Annotated in this window: 12 protein-coding genes; 4 read left to right on the forward strand and 8 right to left on the reverse strand. The window is 67.8% G+C overall.

What is annotated here, in order from left to right; genetic code table 11:
- The first annotated feature begins 74 nt into the window (after positions 1–74).
- The gene (locus AAW51_RS28595) at positions 75–533 is read left to right on the forward strand and encodes a CrpP-related protein (protein ID WP_053013921.1); all 459 of its coding nucleotides are present in this window, start codon (positions 75–77) and stop codon (positions 531–533) included.
- A 36-nt stretch (positions 534–569) separates the two neighbouring features.
- Here the strand turns inward: AAW51_RS28595 and AAW51_RS25935 are convergent, their stop codons facing one another.
- Positions 570–1,865: a response regulator gene (locus AAW51_RS25935; protein ID WP_047196927.1), complete on the reverse strand. Its 1,296-nt coding sequence runs from the start codon at positions 1,863–1,865 to the stop codon at positions 570–572.
- A gap of 320 nt (positions 1,866–2,185) precedes the next feature.
- On the opposite strand from AAW51_RS25935, the gene AAW51_RS25940 reads away from it, so the two are divergent.
- Both AAW51_RS25940 and AAW51_RS25945 read left to right on the forward strand, forming a co-directional pair.
- Positions 2,186–3,358: a zinc-binding metallopeptidase family protein gene (locus AAW51_RS25940; protein ID WP_047196928.1), complete on the forward strand. Its 1,173-nt coding sequence runs from the start codon at positions 2,186–2,188 to the stop codon at positions 3,356–3,358.
- Positions 3,355–4,257: a transglutaminase-like domain-containing protein gene (locus AAW51_RS25945; protein ID WP_047196929.1), complete on the forward strand. Its 903-nt coding sequence runs from the start codon at positions 3,355–3,357 to the stop codon at positions 4,255–4,257. Before AAW51_RS25940 ends, AAW51_RS25945 begins: the two co-directional genes overlap by 4 nt.
- A 47-nt stretch (positions 4,258–4,304) precedes the next feature.
- Here AAW51_RS25945 and AAW51_RS25950 read toward each other — a convergent pair whose 3' ends face one another.
- The 5 genes from AAW51_RS25950 to AAW51_RS25970 form a co-directional block, all read right to left on the reverse strand.
- A complete protein-coding gene (locus tag AAW51_RS25950; RefSeq protein WP_047196930.1) occupies positions 4,305–7,478 on the reverse strand; it encodes an efflux RND transporter permease subunit in 3,174 nt (1,057 codons plus the stop codon).
- 12 nt (positions 7,479–7,490) lie between these two features.
- A complete protein-coding gene (locus tag AAW51_RS25955) occupies positions 7,491–8,819 on the reverse strand; it encodes an efflux RND transporter periplasmic adaptor subunit (protein WP_047196931.1) in 1,329 nt (442 codons plus the stop codon).
- Between the two features lie 12 nt (positions 8,820–8,831).
- Positions 8,832–10,115 (reverse strand): TolC family protein, encoded by a 1,284-nt coding sequence (locus AAW51_RS25960; RefSeq protein ID WP_047196932.1) that lies wholly within the window; start codon positions 10,113–10,115, stop codon positions 8,832–8,834.
- A 105-nt stretch (positions 10,116–10,220) separates the two neighbouring features.
- Positions 10,221–10,592, reverse strand: a complete 372-nt coding sequence (czcI, locus tag AAW51_RS25965) for a cation efflux protein, CzcI family (protein ID WP_047196933.1) — start codon at positions 10,590–10,592, stop codon at positions 10,221–10,223.
- A gap of 59 nt (positions 10,593–10,651) precedes the next feature.
- Entirely contained in the window at positions 10,652–12,895 is a 2,244-nt protein-coding gene (locus AAW51_RS25970; protein WP_047196934.1) for a heavy metal translocating P-type ATPase, read from the reverse strand.
- Positions 12,896–13,110: 215 nt separating this feature from the next.
- Here AAW51_RS25970 and cadR point away from each other — a divergent pair, with 215 nt between their 5' ends.
- Positions 13,111–13,560 (forward strand): Cd(II)/Pb(II)-responsive transcriptional regulator, encoded by a 450-nt coding sequence (cadR, locus tag AAW51_RS25975; protein ID WP_047196935.1) that lies wholly within the window; start codon positions 13,111–13,113, stop codon positions 13,558–13,560.
- A 208-nt stretch (positions 13,561–13,768) separates the two neighbouring features.
- On the opposite strand, the gene AAW51_RS25980 is transcribed toward cadR, so the two are convergent.
- Together AAW51_RS25980 and AAW51_RS25985 are read right to left on the reverse strand one after the other, a co-directional pair.
- On the reverse strand, positions 13,769–15,634 hold the full coding sequence (locus AAW51_RS25980) for a sensor domain-containing diguanylate cyclase (protein ID WP_047196936.1): 1,866 nt from the start codon (positions 15,632–15,634) through the stop codon (positions 13,769–13,771).
- A 272-nt stretch (positions 15,635–15,906) separates the two neighbouring features.
- Positions 15,907–17,730 (reverse strand): YncE family protein, encoded by a 1,824-nt coding sequence (locus tag AAW51_RS25985; protein ID WP_157360045.1) that lies wholly within the window; start codon positions 17,728–17,730, stop codon positions 15,907–15,909.
- Between the last annotated feature and the right edge of the window lie 19 nt (positions 17,731–17,749).

Genomic DNA, 17,749 nt, shown 5'->3' on the forward strand with positions numbered 1-17,749 from the left:
TTTCGACAGGAGCAGAACCGAAGAAGGGACCCCGCGAGGATGAGCCTTACCAGCACCGGTAGACAGGAGTTGTGATGAAGGCCCCTTTTGACGAGTCCGCCCTCGAACGAGAAGGCGCCCGTGCCGCGCGGGGCGGCCATGCGTGGCAGTCGAACCCGTTCCTGAAGCGCGAGAACATGCCGGCCGTGACCGGAGAATCGCTGCGTGAATGGTCGCGCAAGCACGATGCGTGGCAGCGCGGCTTCGAAGGCTACGGTCGTCGCAGCGATGCAGACGCAAAGGAGCCGCTGTCGGCCGAGCCCCTCGGACAGCTGGTCGAAGAGCGCCTGCGACGTATCCCCCGTCTCCAGGCAGAAATGCAAGGTGGCGTTGACGGTTTTCGCCTGACACTCCCAAAGCCGCATTCGCGAGATGCCGAAGGCCGCAACTGGGACATCGACGGGTTCGAATGCGGCAGCTTGCAGGAAGGCGAGTGGGCGCTGGAGATCCGGTCCGCCATCGACGAGCTGAGGGATCGGTACGACCTTGCGTGAACTGACCGATGCCGTCGTGTCCACGGCAGGCGCGCCTCAACCGTGTGCCAAGGGCCGGGTCGGCAGGACCCGGTGGACTTCGTCGGCAAGGGCGAGCAGGTCCACCGGCTTCGCCAGATACCCGTCCATGCCGGCGTCCGAGCATGCGTGACGTCGCAGCGGGTTGTCGTCGGCGGTGGCTGCGACGATGGGAAAAGGCGGCAATGCTCCCACCTGCTGCTGCGCGCGCAGGCGTCCCGTCGCTTCCAGTCCGCCCATCACCGGCATGTCGACGTCCATCAACACCATGTCCGGCGGGTGTTGGTGGCAGAAGGCCAGGGCCGCCGAACCATCCGCGACCACGGCCACTTCGTAGCCCAGCAGTTCCAGTTGGGCACGGGCGACCAACTGGTTCACCGGGCTGTCGTCGACAACCAGCACAAAGCCGGCGTCGGGCGCATACAGAGGGCTGGGCGCGGTCTCTCGAGATACGCTCGTCGACGTGCGTCGGTCGATGTGTGCGGTGAACTGTTCAAGTTCCCGGGGGCTGAGCGGCAGCACGCGGATGTCCACCGCGGTGGCGCCACGGGCCAGAAGCGTCGGCGAGCCGGCGAGCACCGCCAGCACGGTCCAGAGGGAGGGAATGGTCGCGGCGATGTGCTCCATCTCGGCCAGATCACTTTGACTGAACTCGGCGGCGACCAGCAGCATGGGCGTCGCGGCGCCGGGCTCCCTCTCGGGGAGAAGAAGCTGCGTCGATACCTCCGCCAGCGAACGAAAGGACCTGACGTGCCAGCCCAGGCGGCGCAGCCGCCGCCCGACGGAATCGAGGCTCCCGAGGACCGGGCTCACCAGCCACGCCGCAACACCTTCTGCGTAAGGCAACGGTTCGGCGCCCCGCAGTTCGACCGCCCGGAAGCTGGTTTTGAGCGAGATCACCAGCCCTTCCGACCCCGCATCTATGAACTCCACGCGGCCGCCCGTGGCGGGACAGACACCCGATGTAGCACCGGTCTGCCCGTTCAACGCGGCGTCCGTTCTCAGTTGAAGGCGCTGTCGCACGTCTTCGATCGCGCCGGCGGCTGCGGCCGTGCCGGTTCCCGCGGCGTGGACGACCACCGAGCTGACGCCCGTGACGGGCGTTTCCACTTCCGCGCAGAACATCACGAAGCCCGCGTCCATGCAGTCCGTCATCCCCAGCATGATGCGGTGAGCAGCCGCATGTGTGCCGGTGTCGCCGAGCGGCATGTCGATGTACGGGCCGAGATAGTCGAAGTAGGAGACCAGCCCTTTTGCCCGTGCGAGCGGCAACACTTCCCGGGCACTCTGCGCGAACAGTTCAGAAAATTCCATGACCGCTCCGTATCCCGAAGCCGCTCCCACCGAGCCGCCACCTGCAGGCCCCGGCGCCGCTGCAATCGGACGCCCTGCCCGGCCTCGCTGCACCCGACGGGGGCGTCTGAGAGGAGCAGTGCAGCAAAGATCGAGCAATCAGGGCGCCCGCCAGCCGCGTTTCTTTCGCTTCTTTCTGCACCGTGCACGGTGCCGCTCGTCACAGGAGCTGAAGCCACGTTGCCACTGGAGTACGGCTCCTCAGGGCCCTCGATTGCTTGAGGTCCACACGCTCCGCAACGCGCCGGCCCCAGACGCGCCGCGCCAACCCGAAAGGCCCGATGACCGCATTTGAAGCCTTCATGCAACTCCCGTCGGGAGCCGTGGGCCTGGGAACGCCGCGCGCATACCGTTGCGGCTGCGGCCGGCAGATTTTTTTCCGCAACAGCCGGTGCCTCTCGTGCGGCACGCCGCTGGGATATGTGCCGTCCCGGTTGGCGCTGTACTCGCTGGACCCGGGGTTCGCACCCGGCACCTGGTGTATTGCCGGCAGCGGCAAGACCAGCCCGTCTTTCCGGCGTTGCGCCAACTTCACCACGGCGGCCGCCTGCAACTGGCTGGTCGAGCCGGAGGACAGCTCCCCGCAGCAGTCGTTGTGCAAGGCCTGCCGGCTCAATCGCATCATCCCCGATCTCTCGCAGGGCGAAAACCAGGTGCTGTGGCTGCGCATGGAACGGGCGAAGCGGCGCCTGGTCTCGCAATTGATCGGCTTGCGGCTGCCCGTCGCCTCCAAGGTGAGCGAGGACGTCGAGCACGGCCTCGCCTACGACTTCCTGCGCCCCACGCCAGGGCGGCCGCGCGTCATGACGGGGCATCATCACGGCATCATCACGCTCAACCTCGACGAAGCCAACGACGCGGTCCGCGAGCGTGTGCGGGTGGAGATGGGTGAGCCCTACAGGACGCTGCTCGGTCACTTTCGTCATGAGGTCGGGCACTACTACTGGGGCCTGCTCATCGAGGGCACACACTGGCAAGACGCCAGCCGGCGTCTGTTTGGTGACGAACGTCTCGATTACGCAGCGGCGCTGAAGGCCAACTACGAGCAGGGCCCGCGGCCCGACTGGCGCCAGCACTTCGTCAGTGCCTACGCGAGCATGCACCCGTGGGAGGACTGGGCCGAGAGTTGGGCGCACTACCTTCATCTCCGTGACACACTCGACACCGCCGCCAGCTTCGGGATACAGCCAGGGCAGGTGGGCATCGAGGCCGAGCCGTTTTGCGATGCCGATCTATGGGACCCGAAGGCGCCGAACGGCCGTGCCTTCCTCGAAATGATGCAGGCATGGAGCCGCATCGCTGGCGTGATGAACGAGATGTCGAGTGCGATGGGCCAGCACGACTTCTACCCGTTCGTCTTGCCGCGCCCGGCCGTCGCGAAGCTGCATTTCATCCACTGTGTCGTGTCGGCGGTGCCGGCGGTCGATGCGGAACGAAGGACCTGTCGACCATGACCGCTGATGTTGCCCCACACACGGTGCGGATCGAGTTGCAGATCGAACTGGGCTACCAGGTCGACGCGCCGGGCGCCGATTTCATCTTCAACATCCACCCCGCGCACACCCGCCATCAGGCGGTCTCGGCCGAGCAATTGGTCTTGAACCAACAGGTCGCGACCGACATCCAGGCGGACCCGGCGACGGGCAACCGCTACCTGCGCTTGCGCGCGTTGCCAGGCGAACTCCATCTGGAATACCGGGCCACCGTGGACCTTCGGCATCATCGCGAGGACCCTGCGACGCTGGAGGAGGTCCCCATACACCGGCTTCCACTGGAAGTGCTCGGGTACATCTATCCGAGCCGTTACTGTGAGTCCGACAGCCTGCTACGGCTGGCGACGAAGCAGTTCGGCGGACTGCCGCAGGGCTACCAGCGGGTGCAATCGATCATGAGGTGGGTCCAGCAGCAGATCAGCTACCTCTCGAACACCTCGAGTTCCACCACTTCTGCGGTCCAGAGCCTCATCGATCAGGCGGGTGTCTGCCGGGACTTCGCACACGTGATGATCTCGCTGTGCCGGGCGGTCAACATCCCCGCCCGGTTCGTCACGGGAACCGACTATGGCGCCGATCCCTTGAACGGCCCGCCCGACTTTCATGCTTATGTGGAAGCCTATGTCGGCGATGCCTGGTACATCTTCGATCCGTCGGGCACGGGCATTCCGATGGGCTTCGTCCGGATCGGCACCGGCCGGGATGCTGCCGACGTCGCGTTCGCGACCATCTTCGGGGGCGTGCGGGCGACGGGGGCGCCACGCGTCCGTGCGGTCGCCGTCGAGGATGTCGGGCTCGGTATCGTGAAGCCCAGTTTTACCGAGATCCCACTGTCCACCGACGCTCCTTCGCACAGGTGATGGGGGCGCGCGTGAGCTGACGCGTCGCGGCCCATCGGGTCGCGCGGTCACGCCGGCCGCACAGATTCCGCGGCTCGCGCGCTGTCCGCGCTCGCCTCGTCGCGCCGGTGCACCAGCCAGTACAGCACGGGCAGCACCAGCAGCGTCAAAGCCGTCGAGGACAAGATGCCGCCGATGACGACGGTGGCCAGCGGTCGTTGCACCTCGGCCCCGGTGCCGGTGGCAATGGCCATCGGCACAAAACCCAGCGAGGCCACCAGTGCCGTCATCAGCACCGGCCGCAAGCGCGTCAACGCCCCCTCGCGGATGGCGTCGTTCAGCGGCCGGCCCTCGTCCCGCAGGTGACGGATGAACGAGATCATCACCAGGCCGTTGAGCACCGCCACGCCGGACAGCGCGATAAACCCCACCGCAGCCGAGATCGACAGCGGGATGCCGCGCAGCCACAAGGCGATGATCCCGCCCGTCAGTGCGAACGGGATGCCGGTGAACACCAGCAGGCCGTCCTTCAGGTTGCCGAACATCGCAAACAGCAGCGTGAACACCAGCATCAGCGACACCGGCACCACGATTTTCAAGCGCTCGGTCGCGGACTGCAGGTTCTCGAACTGTCCGCCCCAGCCGATCCAGTAGCCGCTGGGCACCTGCACCGTTTGCTGCAGCGCCTGCTGCGCCTCGGCCACGAAGGAGCCGATGTCGCGACCGCGCACATTGGCGCTGACGACGATGCGGCGTTTGCCATCCTCGCGGCTGACCTGGTTGGGGCCGGGCGCGAGTTGCAGCGTCGCGACCTCGCTCAACGGGATGAAGCTGATGCGGCCGTTGTGGTCGCCCTTGGGCAGCGCCACGGGCAGGCGCGCGATGGCGTCGAGGTCTGCGCGCAAATGCTCCGGCAGCCGCACCACGATGTCGAACCGCCGGTCGCCCTCGAACAAGGTGCCGGCCTCGCGTCCGCCCACGGCAATGGCCACGGTGTCCTGCACGTCGCCGATGTTCAGCCCGTAGCGTGCCGTCTTCTCGCGGTCGATCGCCACCGTGAGCATGGGCAGGCCGGTGGTCTGCTCCACCTTCACCTCGGCGGCGCCCGGGACCTGCTGCAGCAGCTGCGAGATCTGGTGGGCCGTCCGGTTCAGTTGGTCCATGTCGTCGCCGAACACCTTCACCGCGACGTCGCTGCGCACGCCGGAGATCAGCTCGTTGAACCGCAACTGGATCGGCTGGGAGAACTCGTAGTTCTGCCCGGGCAGCTTCGCGATCTCCGCCTGCACCGCCGCCAGCAGTTCGTCGTGGGTCTTGCGCGGCTCGGGCCACTGATGTTCCGGCTTCAGCATGATGTAGCCGTCCGAGATGTTGGGCGGCATCGGGTCGGCCGCGATCTCGGCGGTACCGGTGCGCGCGAAGACGCGCTCGATCTCGGGGAATTTGGCCTTCAGCGTGCGCTCGAGCTGCTGCTGCATCTCGACCGACTGCGTCAGGCTGGTGCCGGGCATGCGCAGCGCCTGCACGGCGAAGTCGCCTTCGTTCAGATGGGGCACGAACTCGCTGCCGAGCCGCGTCGCGACCAAGCCGGACAGGACCACCGCCACCCCCGCGAAGGTGAGCACCACGGCCCGCGCGCCCATCGCCTTGTCGAGCACCGGCGCATACCAGCGCTTGGCGGCCCGCATCACGAGGTTCTCCTTCTCGACCACCTGGTGGCCGATGAACAGCGCCACGGCCGCCGGGATGAAGGTGACCGACAGAATCATCGCGCCCAGCAGCGCGATCACGACGGTGAAGGCCATCGGGTGGAACATGCGGCCTTCGACGCCGGTCAGCGCGAAGATCGGGAGGTACACGATCATGATGATGAGCTGCCCGAACAGCAGCGCACGGCGTGCCTCCTGCGACGCCGCGAAGACCTCCTGGAAGCGCTCCGAACGCGTCAAAGGCCGACCGTGCCGGGCTTGCGCGTGGGCTAGGCGCCGCACGCAGTTCTCGACGATCACCACCGCACCGTCGATGATGATGCCGAAGTCCAGCGCCCCCAGACTCATCAGGTTGGCGCTGACCTTCTGGCTCACCATGCCGGTGAAGGTGAACAGCATGGACAGCGGGATCACGAGGGCCGTGATCAGCGCGGCGCGCAGGTTGCCGAGGAAGAGGAACAGAATCGCGATCACCAGCACGGCACCTTCGAACAGGTTGCGCTTCACCGTGTCGATCGCCTTGTCGACCAACACGGTGCGGTCGTAGACGGTGATGGCGCGCACGCCCTTCGGCAGCGTGCGGTTGATCTCTTCCATCTTCTGCGCGACGGCTTGCGAGACGGTGCGACTGTTCTCGCCGGTCAGCATGAAGACCGTGCCGAGCACGACTTCACGGCCGTTGTCGGTGGCGGCGCCGGTGCGCAGTTCCCGGCCGATGTCGACGGTGGCAACGTCGCGGACGCGGATCGGCACACCGTCTTGGTTGCCGAGGATCACGTGGCCGATGTCGTCCATGCTGCGCACCTGGCCCGGGGCACGCAGCAGGTACTGCTCGCCCCGCTTCTCGATGTAGCCGGCCCCCACATTGGCGTTGTTGCGCTCGAGGGCGGCGACGAGGTCGGCCATCGTGAGACCCAAGGCCTGCAGCTTCTCCGGGTGCGGTGCCACCTGGTACTCCTTGGCGTAGCCACCGATGGAGTTGATCTCGGTCACGCCCGGCACGTTGCGCAGCTGCGGCTTGATGATCCAGTCCTGGATCTCGCGCAGGTCGGTCGCGGTGTAGGGTGAACCGTCGGGCTTCTTCGCACCGTCGTCGGCCTCGACGGTCCAGAGGTAGATCTCGCCCAGGCCGGTGGAGATCGGCCCGATCACCGGGCTGATGCCCTCCGGCAACGCCGCGCGCGCCGACTGCAGGCGTTCGTTGACGAGTTGGCGGGCGAAGTAGATGTCGGTGCCGTCCTCGAAGATGACCGTGACCTGCGACAACCCATAGCGCGACAGCGAGCGGGTTTGCTGCAGCCCGGGCAAGCCCGCCATCACGGTCTCGACCGGGTAGGTGATGCGCTGTTCGGTTTCCAGCGGCGAGTAGCCGGGCGCCTCGGTGTTGATTTGCACCTGGACGTTGGTGATGTCCGGCACGGCGTCGATGGGCAGCTTCTGGTAGCTGAAGACGCCGATGCCGGCCATGCCGAGCACGGCCAGCAGGACCAACCAGCGCTGCTCGATGGCGAAGCGGATGATGCGTTCCAACATGGCGGCTCCGCTTCAGTGCACGTGCTCGGCCGTGGCTTTGCCCACTTCCGACTTGACGACAAAACTGCCGGCCGCGGCGTACGGCACGCCGGCCTTCAGGCCCTTGACGATCTCCACGCGTTTTGCGTCGCTGCGGCCCGTCTCGACCGGCTGCGGCAGAAAGCCCCCCGGGACCTTGACGAACACGACCTGCCGGTCCTCCAAGGTCTGCAGCGCCTCCTTTGCCACCGTGACCGGCACCTCGGCGTCCGAGGCGACCAGCTCGACCGTGACGAACAGCCCCGGGCGCCAGGCCCCCTTCGGGTTGGCCAGCGCGACGCGCGCCTGGGCGGTGCGGGTCTGCTCGCCGATCAGCGCCCCGACATAGGCGACCGTGCCGCCCGCGGTTTCGTCGAAGGCGCTCGAGCGTATGGTGACCGGCTCGCCCACCCGCACCTGGTTCAGCTGTTGCGCCGGCACGCTGAGGGCGGCCCAGACCGTGGACAGGTCTGAAATGGTGAAGACGTTGGCGTCCTCCTTGACGACCTCGCCCAGGGCGATGTGCTTCTCCACCACCGCGCCATCGAAGGGCGCCCGCAACTCGAAGCGGCTCAGCGAAGAGGCAGACGCGCTCACGCCCAATGCCTGCAGCTTCTGATGCGCATTCGCCACCGCGATCTCCGCCTCGCGCAGGGCGTGCTGTGCCTGCAGCACGTCCTGCTCCGGCGAGATCTTTTCTTCCCAGAGTTTTTTCTCGCGTTCGTAGGTGGTCTTCGCCAGCGTCAGACGACGCTGGGCCGCCTGCAGTTCGCTGCGCTGCTCCGAGACCTCGGGGCTCGAGATGACGGCCAGCAGCTGGCCCTTTTTGACCTGCTGGCCGAGGTGGGCCGCGACGCTCTCGACCACACCCCTCACCCGCGGCACCACGTGGGCGGTGCGATCTTCATTGAAGCGGATTTCGCCGGGCAACTGGAATGACGACTGAAGGCGCGCTGCACTGCTGGTGTCGAGTGTGATGCCGGCAGCCTTGATCTGGGCATCGGCAAGGCGGATCACGGCTTCGCCTTTGCTCCGATGTTCGCCGCCGTGCGGCCCTTTGGCCGGCACGCCGTCTTGACGGGGTTCGGCGTCGGTGTGGCCTTCGGCATGGTCGTGCCCATCGCCGCCTGCGCCGCCATGGTGCTTGGCGTCGGCGTGGCCTTCGGACTCCTCGTGGTCATGCTCATGGCCATGACCGTCACCGCCGGCAGGCTGGGCCGGCTCGGTGTGGAGGATGGCGACGCCGCCCGCCACGCCGAAAGCGAGCAGCAGCGCGATGATGAGGGCGTGTTTCTTCGAGAGGGAGAAAGCAGGGAGTTTCATGATGGGGGTTCCTCAGGGCTGGCGGGTGCCGGGGACGCCCGCGTCTTCGCCGGAGCCGATCAACCGTTCGATGTCGGCCGCCGCACGGTGGGCGTCGGCCAGGGCACGCAGGTGTTGGGCACGGGCCTCGAGCAGCGTGCGCTGCGCATCGAGGACTTCCGTCAAGCCGAACTTGCCCAGCTCGAAGCCCTGGGTCGCGGCGCCGTAGGCCGCCTCGGCTTCTGGCAGCACGTCCTGCTGCAAGGTGGTGACCTCGACACGCGCCGTGGCGAGCCGCTCTTCGGCCCGCTTCAATTCGGACCCGAGGCGCAGCGCCAGCGCTCGCGCCTCATCGGCCGCCTTGTCCTGGCGTCGCAAGGCCTCGCGCTGCGCACCTTGGTTGCGGTCGAACAGGGGCAAGGGGAATGACAGGCCGATCACCGCCTGCTGGCGGCCCAGTTCCTCCGACCGCTTCGCACCCACGCCCAGCGTGAGGTCGGGCACGCCACGCGCGCGCTCGAGCCGTGCCAGGGCGCGCTGCCGTTCGACCTCGAGCGCCGCCTCGCGATAGGTCGGTGCCTCGGCGAGCCGGGCAGCCGCCGTCGCGCCGTCGACGACCGGCGGCAGTTCCACGCGCCCCTCGACCCGCTCGATGGCCGGCCCGGTGTGGCCGATCGCGGCGGACAGCTCCTGCAGGGCGTTCCGCAGCTCGCTGTGCGCCTGCAGCCACTTCAGGCGCACGCCCGCTTCGGCGACCTGCGCCCGGGTGGCTTCGATCGGCGCGATCTTGCCGGCCGTCACCCGCTTGCCCGCGGCCTCGCGGGCGCGCTGCGCGAGCTGCAGGGCCGCGTCGGCGAGGCGCACTTGTTCTTGCGCGAGGGCGGCGTCGACGAAGGCGGAGGTCACGTTGGCCCGGAGCGCCGCACGACGCGCCTGCAGTTGGGCTTCGGCGATCGCGACCGCGCGCTCGGCCGCTTCGAGGCGCGCAGCACGCTTGCCGCCCATCTCCAGCGGCTGGTGCAGCATCACGGTGGCGGTGCGGGCGTCGCGGCGCGTGTCCTCCAGCTCGAAACTGAGCTGCGGGTTGGGCCCCGCCGCGGCCTGGTCGGCGGCCGCCTGGCTGGCCTCGACCTCGCGCCGGGCGGCGGACAGGCCCGGATGGTCGCGTAGCGCTCGAGCCTGCGCTTCAGCGAGCGTCAGTGCAGGTGCAGCGGGGGTGGACGGCGCCGCGGTGGGCGGAGGCGCCGCGCTCTGCGCAGAAGCAATGGAAACAGGGATCAGGGCCGCCAGGACCAGCGGCACGCAGTGGCTGCGCATTGAATTCTCCGAGTTGCGAACAGGACAACGGGGAAGAATCCGGCGCGAGACTCAGTCAGCGGTCAGCAGAAGAGACTAGACAACAGCAGGACAGGCCGCGCCGGATCAGGCGCGGTGCCAGTTCGGGCGCTCGATGGGCTCGGACCACTGGAATTCGAGGAGGTCAGGCAGAACGGCGACCCAGACCGGGTCTGGGGCCGACGCGAGGGGCAGGTCGAGGCAGGACGTGACGGGCTGGGAACAACCGAAGTGGCAAGAGGCGCAGTCCACGTCGTCGAGACCGAACAGCTGGCCCGCTTCACCCGTGTTGTCGTCCGCTGCGTCGACGGCGGCGGACGCGCCCTGGTGCACGTGCTCGTGGTGGCCGAAGTGGCGCACGCCGCTGCCACTTTCATGCTGGCAGTAGCTGGCCGCCGCAGCCCAGGAGAACTGCAGCGGCAACAACACCAAGAAGAAGATGCTCAGCCAGCGACGCATGGCGAGAGTGTATCGGTTGCGGCCTTGGGGGCGTGTGTCTGTCCGCATCGGCGGCGCCGTCAAGCGCGCTTCGGTGCTGCGTCGAGGCGGACCTTCATCAGGCGCAGTCCGTTGGCGACCACCAGCAGGCTCGCCCCCATGTCGGCGAACACCGCCATCCACATGGTCGCGCTGCCGAAGACGGCCAGCGCCAGGAACACCGCCTTCAAGCCGAGGGCGAAGGTGATGTTCTGCCACAGCACCGTATGGGTCTTGCGTGACAGCCGGACGGTGGCCGGGATGCGCCGCAGATCGTCGTTCATGATGACCACGTCGGCCGCCTCGAGCGCCGTGTCGGTGCCGGCGGCGCCCATCGCGATGCCGATGTCGGCCTTGGCAAGGGCCGGCGCATCGTTGATGCCATCGCCGGCCATTGCGGTGCTGCCGTAGCGCCGCTGCAGTGCTTCGATGGCCTCCAGCTTGTGCTCGGGCAGCAGGTTGCCGCGCACGTGCTCGATGCCGGCTTCACGCGCGATGGTTTGCGCGGTGGCGGTATTGTCACCGGTGAGCATGACCGGCGTGATGCCCAGGCCCTGCAGCTCGGCCACGGCCTGGCGCGAGGACGGCTTGAGGGTGTCGGCCACGGCAAACACCGCCAGCACACCGGTGTCGGACGCCAGCAAGGTCACCGTCCGACCGGCGGCCTCGTGGGCCTGCAGGCGCGCTTCCAGTTCGGCGTTGCATTGCCCGCGCTCCTCGATCCAGCGGTGGTTGCCCAGCACGTGCACTTGCCCTGCCAGCGTCGCCTGCACCCCCCGGCCGGGCAGCGCCTTGACGTCCGCCGCCGGCAAAGGCGCAGATCTCAATCCTTCGGCAATCGCGCGCGAGACCGGGTGGTCGGACCGGCCGGCAAGGCTCGCGGCGAGCGCCAGCACCTGCTCCGAATCGCCGCAGAGCACCTCCTGGGCCACCAGCTTGGGTTTGCCCTCGGTGATGGTGCCGGTCTTGTCGAGCGCGATGGCGCGCAGCCGGCGCGCGTTCTCCAGATAAGTCCCGCCCTTGATCAGGATGCCGTGGCGGGCCGCCGAGGCGAGCGCGCTGACCACCGTCACCGGCGTCGAGATCACCAGCGCGCACGGGCAGGCGATCACCAGCAGCACCAGCGCCTTGTAGAGCGCCTGCAACCAGTCCCAACCCAGCAGCGGCGGCGTCAGCACCGCCACGGCCAGCGCGATGGCAAAGACCGCGGGCGTGTAGACCGCGGCGAAGCGGTCCACGAAGCGCTGCGTCTCGGCGCGGCTGCCTTGCGCCTGTTCGACGGCGTGGATGATGCGCGCCAAGGTCGTGTTCGAGGCAGCGGCCGTCACGCGGAACTCCAGCTCGGCGGTCTCGTTGATGGTGCCGGCAAAGACGGTGTCGCCGACGGTTTTGTCGACCGGGATGCTTTCGCCGGTCACCGGCGCCTGGTTGAGGGCGCTGCTGCCCTGCGTCACCACACCGTCGAGCGGCACACGCTCGCCCGGGCGGATGCGCACGATGGCGTCGAGCGGCACGTCGGCGGCCCGGACCGTGTCCCAGCGGCCGTCGGCCTGCCGTATTTGCGCCTTTTCGGGGGCCAGCGCCATCAAGCTCTGGATCGCGTTGCGCGCCCGGTCCACCGCGCGTGCCTCGATCAGCTCGGCAATGGCGTAGAGCGCCATCACCATGGCCGCCTCGGGCCACTGACCGATCACGAAGGCACCGGTCACGGCGACCGTCATCAACGCGTTGATGTTCAGCTTGCCGCGGCGCAGCGCGGTGTAGCCCTTGGTGTAAGTCTCGAGCCCGGCCAGCCAGATGGCGGCCGCGGCGAGCGCCATGCCGAGCCCGGTGTTCCAGCGGGTCTCGGGCGCGAAAAACTCAACCGCCTCGGCGGCGATGGCCAACACCAGGGCAAGGCCGAGACGCCCCATCACGGCCGTCATCCCGTGGTCGTGCAGGCCAGCCGGCGCGTCGTGCGACGCCGCGGCCTCGACCCGCTCCGGTTTGAAGCCGGCCCGGGTGATCGCATCGATCGCGCGGGGCAGGATCTCGGCGGGCGCCGTGATCGCCAACGTGCGCGCCCCGAGTTGGAAACTCAGGGCTTGCACACCCGCAACGGGCTCCAGCGCCCGGCGAATCTCGGCCTCTTCGCTCGCGCAGTCCATGTTGGCGATGCGGTACAGCGTGGCCCCGCGGGGAGCAGCCGGGGGGGCAGCGGGGGCCGGCGGTGCGGCGTCGGCGCCGCAATGGTGGCACGCGTCCTTCGAACAGCTGGCGGCTTCCGTGGTGTGGGTGTTTGTCATGCGGTACGTCCTGCGTTGCCTCCATTGAAAACCCTCTACCTGGTGCAGAGTCAACCAGCATTCCTTGTGCCGTGCAGGGTGAAGGGGCGGCCGGGGCGGACGACGGGAGACCTCCGCCTCTTGCCATCGACGGCCGCGTTCGGCATATTGGGAAGCCTGGAGTGGGTACAGGGTCAAGCGGCGTGCTCGGCCGGCCAGGCTCCGAAAGTGACAGCATGAAAATCGGCGAACTGGCCAAGGCCACCGGCACGGCGATCGAGACCATCCGGTTCTACGAGCGAGAAGGCGTGCTCCCCGAGACCGCGCGCACCGCCGGGAACTACCGCATCTATGACCAGAGTCACGTGGAGCGCCTGGGTTTCATCCGGCATTGCCGCTCGCTCGACATGACGCTGGACGAAATCCGCGTGCTGCTGCGTTTCAAGGATGCACCCGACGAGAACTGCGGCCGCGTCAACCAGCTGCTGGACGAGCACATCGGCCACGTGGCGCACCGGATCGCCGAGTTGCGCAGCCTCGAAAAGCAGCTCAAGGCGCTGCGCAGGCAATGCCAGGAGGTGCATGCGGCGCAGGACTGCGGCATCTTGAACCAGCTGACGGAGGCCGCGAAGGAGCCGGTGCGGGTGGCGCGGCGGGGCGGTCACGTGCACGGGTCTCACCGTTGAGCTGTCTCCACATCGGCGCGAGTGCATTGGGCGTCAAGCCTGAGAAGCTGGTCGCCGATACACGCACTCGGGCGGCTGGCCGAAGCTGCTTGTGCACAACCGCTTGGCCGTGTGTCGCTTGGCGCGAGGGATGAACCGCGCTGATGTCGTCTGGGCCCAAGGTAAGCGCACGTCCAGCCGTGCCGCAGTGAAGTCTTGACGCTTCAGCTCACTCCTGTCCGTGAACCGAGATACGGCCCTTGCCCGTCTTCTTCGACCGGTACATCGCGCCATCCGCCAGTTTCATCAGCGTCGCCACATCGTTGCCATGGTTCGGTGTCAGGGCGACGCCGATGCTGGCGCCGACCGTCACGAACGATCCATCGGGCAACGCGACCGGCTGGCCCACCGCGTCGACCAGCCGGTGCAGCACGACGTCGGCTTCGCCCGCCTCGCCGAGATGTGTGAGCACGAGCCCGAATTCGTCGCCGCCCAATCGGGCGATCACGTCGTTCGCGCGCACGCAGGCCGACATGCGCGCCGCCACCTCGCGCAGCACCGCGTCTCCAGCATCATGGCCGAGTCCGTCGTTCACCTCCTTGAACCCGTCGAGGTCCAGATAACAGACCGCGGCTGTCTTACCGCTGCGCTTGCTGTCGGCCAGGATGTATTCCAGGCGTTCCTTGAAGAGCAAGCGGTTCGCCAGCCCGGTGAGCGCATCGTGCAGCGCCAGGTGCTGCGCTGTTTCCTCGCTGGCCTTGAGCGCGCTGATGTCGGCCATCAACCACAGCGACTCCCCCTGCGGCAGGTTGGCGCCGGCCAGGTCGACCCAAAGCGATCGCCCGCTCTTGTGGCGCATCCGGACTTGCGCCCGATACGATCCGCCCTCCCGCATGGCTCCGGCCGCGAGCTTCCCCTTCTCCACGTAGGCGGCTTCATCCTGAAAGAGCTGCCGGGTCGAGGCGCCCAGCAGCTCACCGCCCTCGTATCCGAACAGCCGTTCCATCGCACGGTTCTTCCAGACGATCTTCCGATCCTTGATCTTGGCCATGCCGATCAACTCGTTGTCGAGCATGACATGCTGTTCGGCCGCCAGCCGGGCCAGCTCGGACCTCGCAGCGTGGGCCCGCCGGTGCTGCCGGAAGATGGCGACCGAGAAGCCGGCCAGGGCGACGATGACGCCGCTCACGAGCGCGACCTGCTGACTGACCTGCTGGCGCCAGGCGGCCAAAAAATCCTCGGTCGCCAAGCCGGCCATGACCGTCATCGAGCCTCCGGGCACTTGCCGGTACGCGGTGATCCGCTCGATGCCGTCGAGCGCCGTTCTCGTCCGATACCAGCCGTGGGTCGGCTGCAGCGCGAGCAATCGTTGCAGTTCGGGGGACACCGATATGGTGCCGACGCCCTTGGTCGAGTCCGGTTCTCGCGCTGAGTAGCGGGCCACCAGCCGCATGTCCTTGGACCGCAGCGAGATGGCGCCGGTGCTGCCCAAAGCGAAACGCTTGAACTGCCGCATGAAGTGGGCGGTCGACAGGTTGGTGTACACGACGCCGGCAAAACGGCCGTCGCCATCCTGCAAGCGTCTCGCCAGGATGATGCCCCAGTCCCGCAGGATGCGGCCCTGCAACGGCTCCGAGACGACCAGGCTGGTGGCACCGGCGGCCGCGGCTTTGAAGTAGTCACGGTCTGCAAGGCTCACAGGCCGCGTCCCGCCCGCAACGCCATAGACCACACGGCCTTCGGCGTCGGTGGCCCGCATCGCGTCGACTTGAGGGATGAGCGCGCGCTGCTCGACGAGGCTGCGCTCTATCGCCATGCGCCGCTCGCCGGCGTTCGAGCTTGCGCGTTGAGCCTGCAGCGCGACGGTCGCCAGCGCGTTGTCGATCTGTTTGAGCTCTGCGCCGATTTCGGCGCTCAGGCTGTCGGCCAGGTTTTCGGTCGCCTGCCGTGCGCGGTCCGCGTGGGCCGTGGCACTCGAATCGAGCGCCAACCAGGTGGCGGCCATGAGCAAGGCAGCCATGACGATGTTGCCGGCCACAAGCCAAAAGGCCAGCTGCCGGAGCGACATGGGATGGGATTGCAGCAGGTTTTTCATGCGCCCCTCCGGAGGCGCCGATCCTCAGGAGCGGTGCCAGGCAAGGCGGGCGTGCCGAGACGGAATCCGCCCGGAAACCCGTTACACGTCGTGCTGGCATGCATAGGCGATGGTTGGCTCTTTGGGTCACCCAATCATCTCAAATCCGCCGCCTCCCGACACGCGCCGCCGCTTGCCGCAAGGTGTCACTGCCGTCCGCGCAAGAGGGCACGGCCGGCGCTCGGGTCATCACGCCTGCCAGCCCAGCATCGAAGCGCACCGGGCGTCCCGGGTCATGGCTTGAGCAGATCGCTGTTGAACAGCCACAGCGATTGCGCCGGTCCGTTGAAAGAGGCTTGATTCATGCGCAAGGCCACCTGGCCGGCAGGGCCCGGCACGAATTCGCCCAGCGGCGCACGGGGGAGCGTGCGCTCATAGGCCGGTGTCGACAGAACCCCGAAGCTGCTCGCTTCAACGACGAGCAGCTTGCCTTCCTGACTGTTGAAGAAGTAGGGCCCAGGGATGCACAGCAGCCGGCCGGGCACCGCCGGATAGGGCCGGCACGCGCCGCCCTCGAAGTCACCCTGTCGCACCAGGGCCAGATCCGGTGTGCTGTACTGCGCCTTGCCCAGCACCACCCGGTCCGACCACCAGTCCAACGCGGCTTCGCCCAGAGCGGGCACGACAGCTTCTTCGAACAGACCGTCGTCCAGGACGGCGATGCGGCGCAGACCCGCGCCGGAGCCTTCCGTGGACAGACCGTAGACAAACGTGCCATTGCCATCGAAGGCGATCGCATTGCCACCGGTGTGGGCCTGTGTCATCCTGGGTTGCAGCGCGCCCGCACGGATCAGGACGACCCCTGCGTGCCGGGGATCCGTGTTGAGCCGGTAGGTCGACACCGCCACCACGTTCGCGTCCTGAGGCGAGACGGCGATGCGTTCGGCGAACAGTTGCCCATACGAACTGTCGTTCGGCAAACGGGCCCGCCACTGTTCCACCAAATCCGGCAAGCGCAACTTCACCACGTCGCCCGACCCCTCGAGCCCGACATACAGGGCGGACCCGTCCTCGCTCAGTGCCAATGCGGTCGGCTCGGCCCCGACCACATGGTTCGAGTAGGTCACCACGCCCGTGGCCGCGTCGATCAGGGCAATACGATTGCCGTTTCCGGCCACATCGCCCGGAATGCTGGCGTAGTAGCGATTGCGCTGTGCATCGAACACCAACCGGTTGTGCACAAGGGCGATCTTCTGGACCTTGCCGTCGGGTTTGGGGACGAACAGCGCCTCGCCGCCGACGGTGCCCGCCACGAGCACCAGCGCTTCGCGATCTACTTGTTTGTTCTCTCCGAAGACATCCACCGTCTCTCGCTCTGCACGAGCGAGTCCGATGCCCGGGGCCCACCACTCGTCCTGGGTGCTGGTGATGGTCTCGACCAGGTATTCCGTCGATGACGGCTGTAGGACGAACACGATGACCGTGCGCAGGTGAGCCACCTCGGACAGCCGCCCGCTCGGCAGGTCGAGTGGCTCGAAGCCCACCACGGTCTGGCTCAGTTCGAAGCGGTAGCTTTCGTTGGTGCCGTCGCCGTCCAGGTCCTCGCCCCAATCGCCCTGGCGGACGACGAGCCGGGCTCCGCCGACGGGATAGAAGGGTTGCGGATACTCGAGCAGGTCGCCCACGGCGGCCGCCGCCGCTGCGGACAGAACCCCTTGCAGCGGCAGCACCGAGACGAGGCCTTCCGGCGTACGGCGGTAGGTCTCGCTCTCGGTCTCGTCGGGGAAAGCCTCGGTGACAACGACCGCACCTTCCGCACCTGCGGCCACTGTGCGCGTGGCCGTCTCGCCAGGCCGCCACTTGCCGCCCTCGAGCGAATAGGTCCAGGTGTCTCCGGGCGCCATCGGGAAGTAGTTGCGATCGGCAAGATCCAGCCGATCGCCTTGAGGGTCGGCGTTCAGGACCAGGGTGGGCAGGGGATCGCGTGTTCCGCCCTCCCCGCCGCCACCGCCCTCCGCGCCCTCCCCGCCGCCGCCGCCGCCGCAAGCGGACAGCACCGCCGCCGCGCACAGAACCATGGCATGGCGGCGCACGGCCGCCCACAGCATCATTCCCATCAGAACCTCACCCCGAAGC

The sequence above is a fragment of the Caldimonas brevitalea genome (assembly GCF_001017435.1).
Classification (GTDB): Bacteria; Pseudomonadota; Gammaproteobacteria; order Burkholderiales; family Burkholderiaceae_C; genus Caldimonas; species Caldimonas brevitalea.

Coding starts and splice junctions, on each gene's coding strand:
- AAW51_RS28595 (WP_053013921.1), top strand. CDS start 75: ATGAAGGCCCCTTTTGACGAGTCCGCCCTCGAACGAGAAGGCGCCCGT.
- AAW51_RS25935 (WP_047196927.1), bottom strand. CDS start 1,865: ATGGAATTTTCTGAACTGTTCGCGCAGAGTGCCCGGGAAGTGTTGCCG.
- AAW51_RS25940 (WP_047196928.1), top strand. CDS start 2,186: ATGACCGCATTTGAAGCCTTCATGCAACTCCCGTCGGGAGCCGTGGGC.
- AAW51_RS25945 (WP_047196929.1), top strand. CDS start 3,355: ATGACCGCTGATGTTGCCCCACACACGGTGCGGATCGAGTTGCAGATC.
- AAW51_RS25950 (WP_047196930.1), bottom strand. CDS start 7,478: ATGTTGGAACGCATCATCCGCTTCGCCATCGAGCAGCGCTGGTTGGTC.
- AAW51_RS25955 (WP_047196931.1), bottom strand. CDS start 8,819: ATGAAACTCCCTGCTTTCTCCCTCTCGAAGAAACACGCCCTCATCATC.
- AAW51_RS25960 (WP_047196932.1), bottom strand. CDS start 10,115: ATGCGCAGCCACTGCGTGCCGCTGGTCCTGGCGGCCCTGATCCCTGTT.
- czcI (WP_047196933.1), bottom strand. CDS start 10,592: ATGCGTCGCTGGCTGAGCATCTTCTTCTTGGTGTTGTTGCCGCTGCAG.
- AAW51_RS25970 (WP_047196934.1), bottom strand. CDS start 12,895: ATGACAAACACCCACACCACGGAAGCCGCCAGCTGTTCGAAGGACGCG.
- cadR (WP_047196935.1), top strand. CDS start 13,111: ATGAAAATCGGCGAACTGGCCAAGGCCACCGGCACGGCGATCGAGACC.
- AAW51_RS25980 (WP_047196936.1), bottom strand. CDS start 15,634: ATGAAAAACCTGCTGCAATCCCATCCCATGTCGCTCCGGCAGCTGGCC.
- AAW51_RS25985 (WP_157360045.1), bottom strand. CDS start 17,730: ATGGGAATGATGCTGTGGGCGGCCGTGCGCCGCCATGCCATGGTTCTG.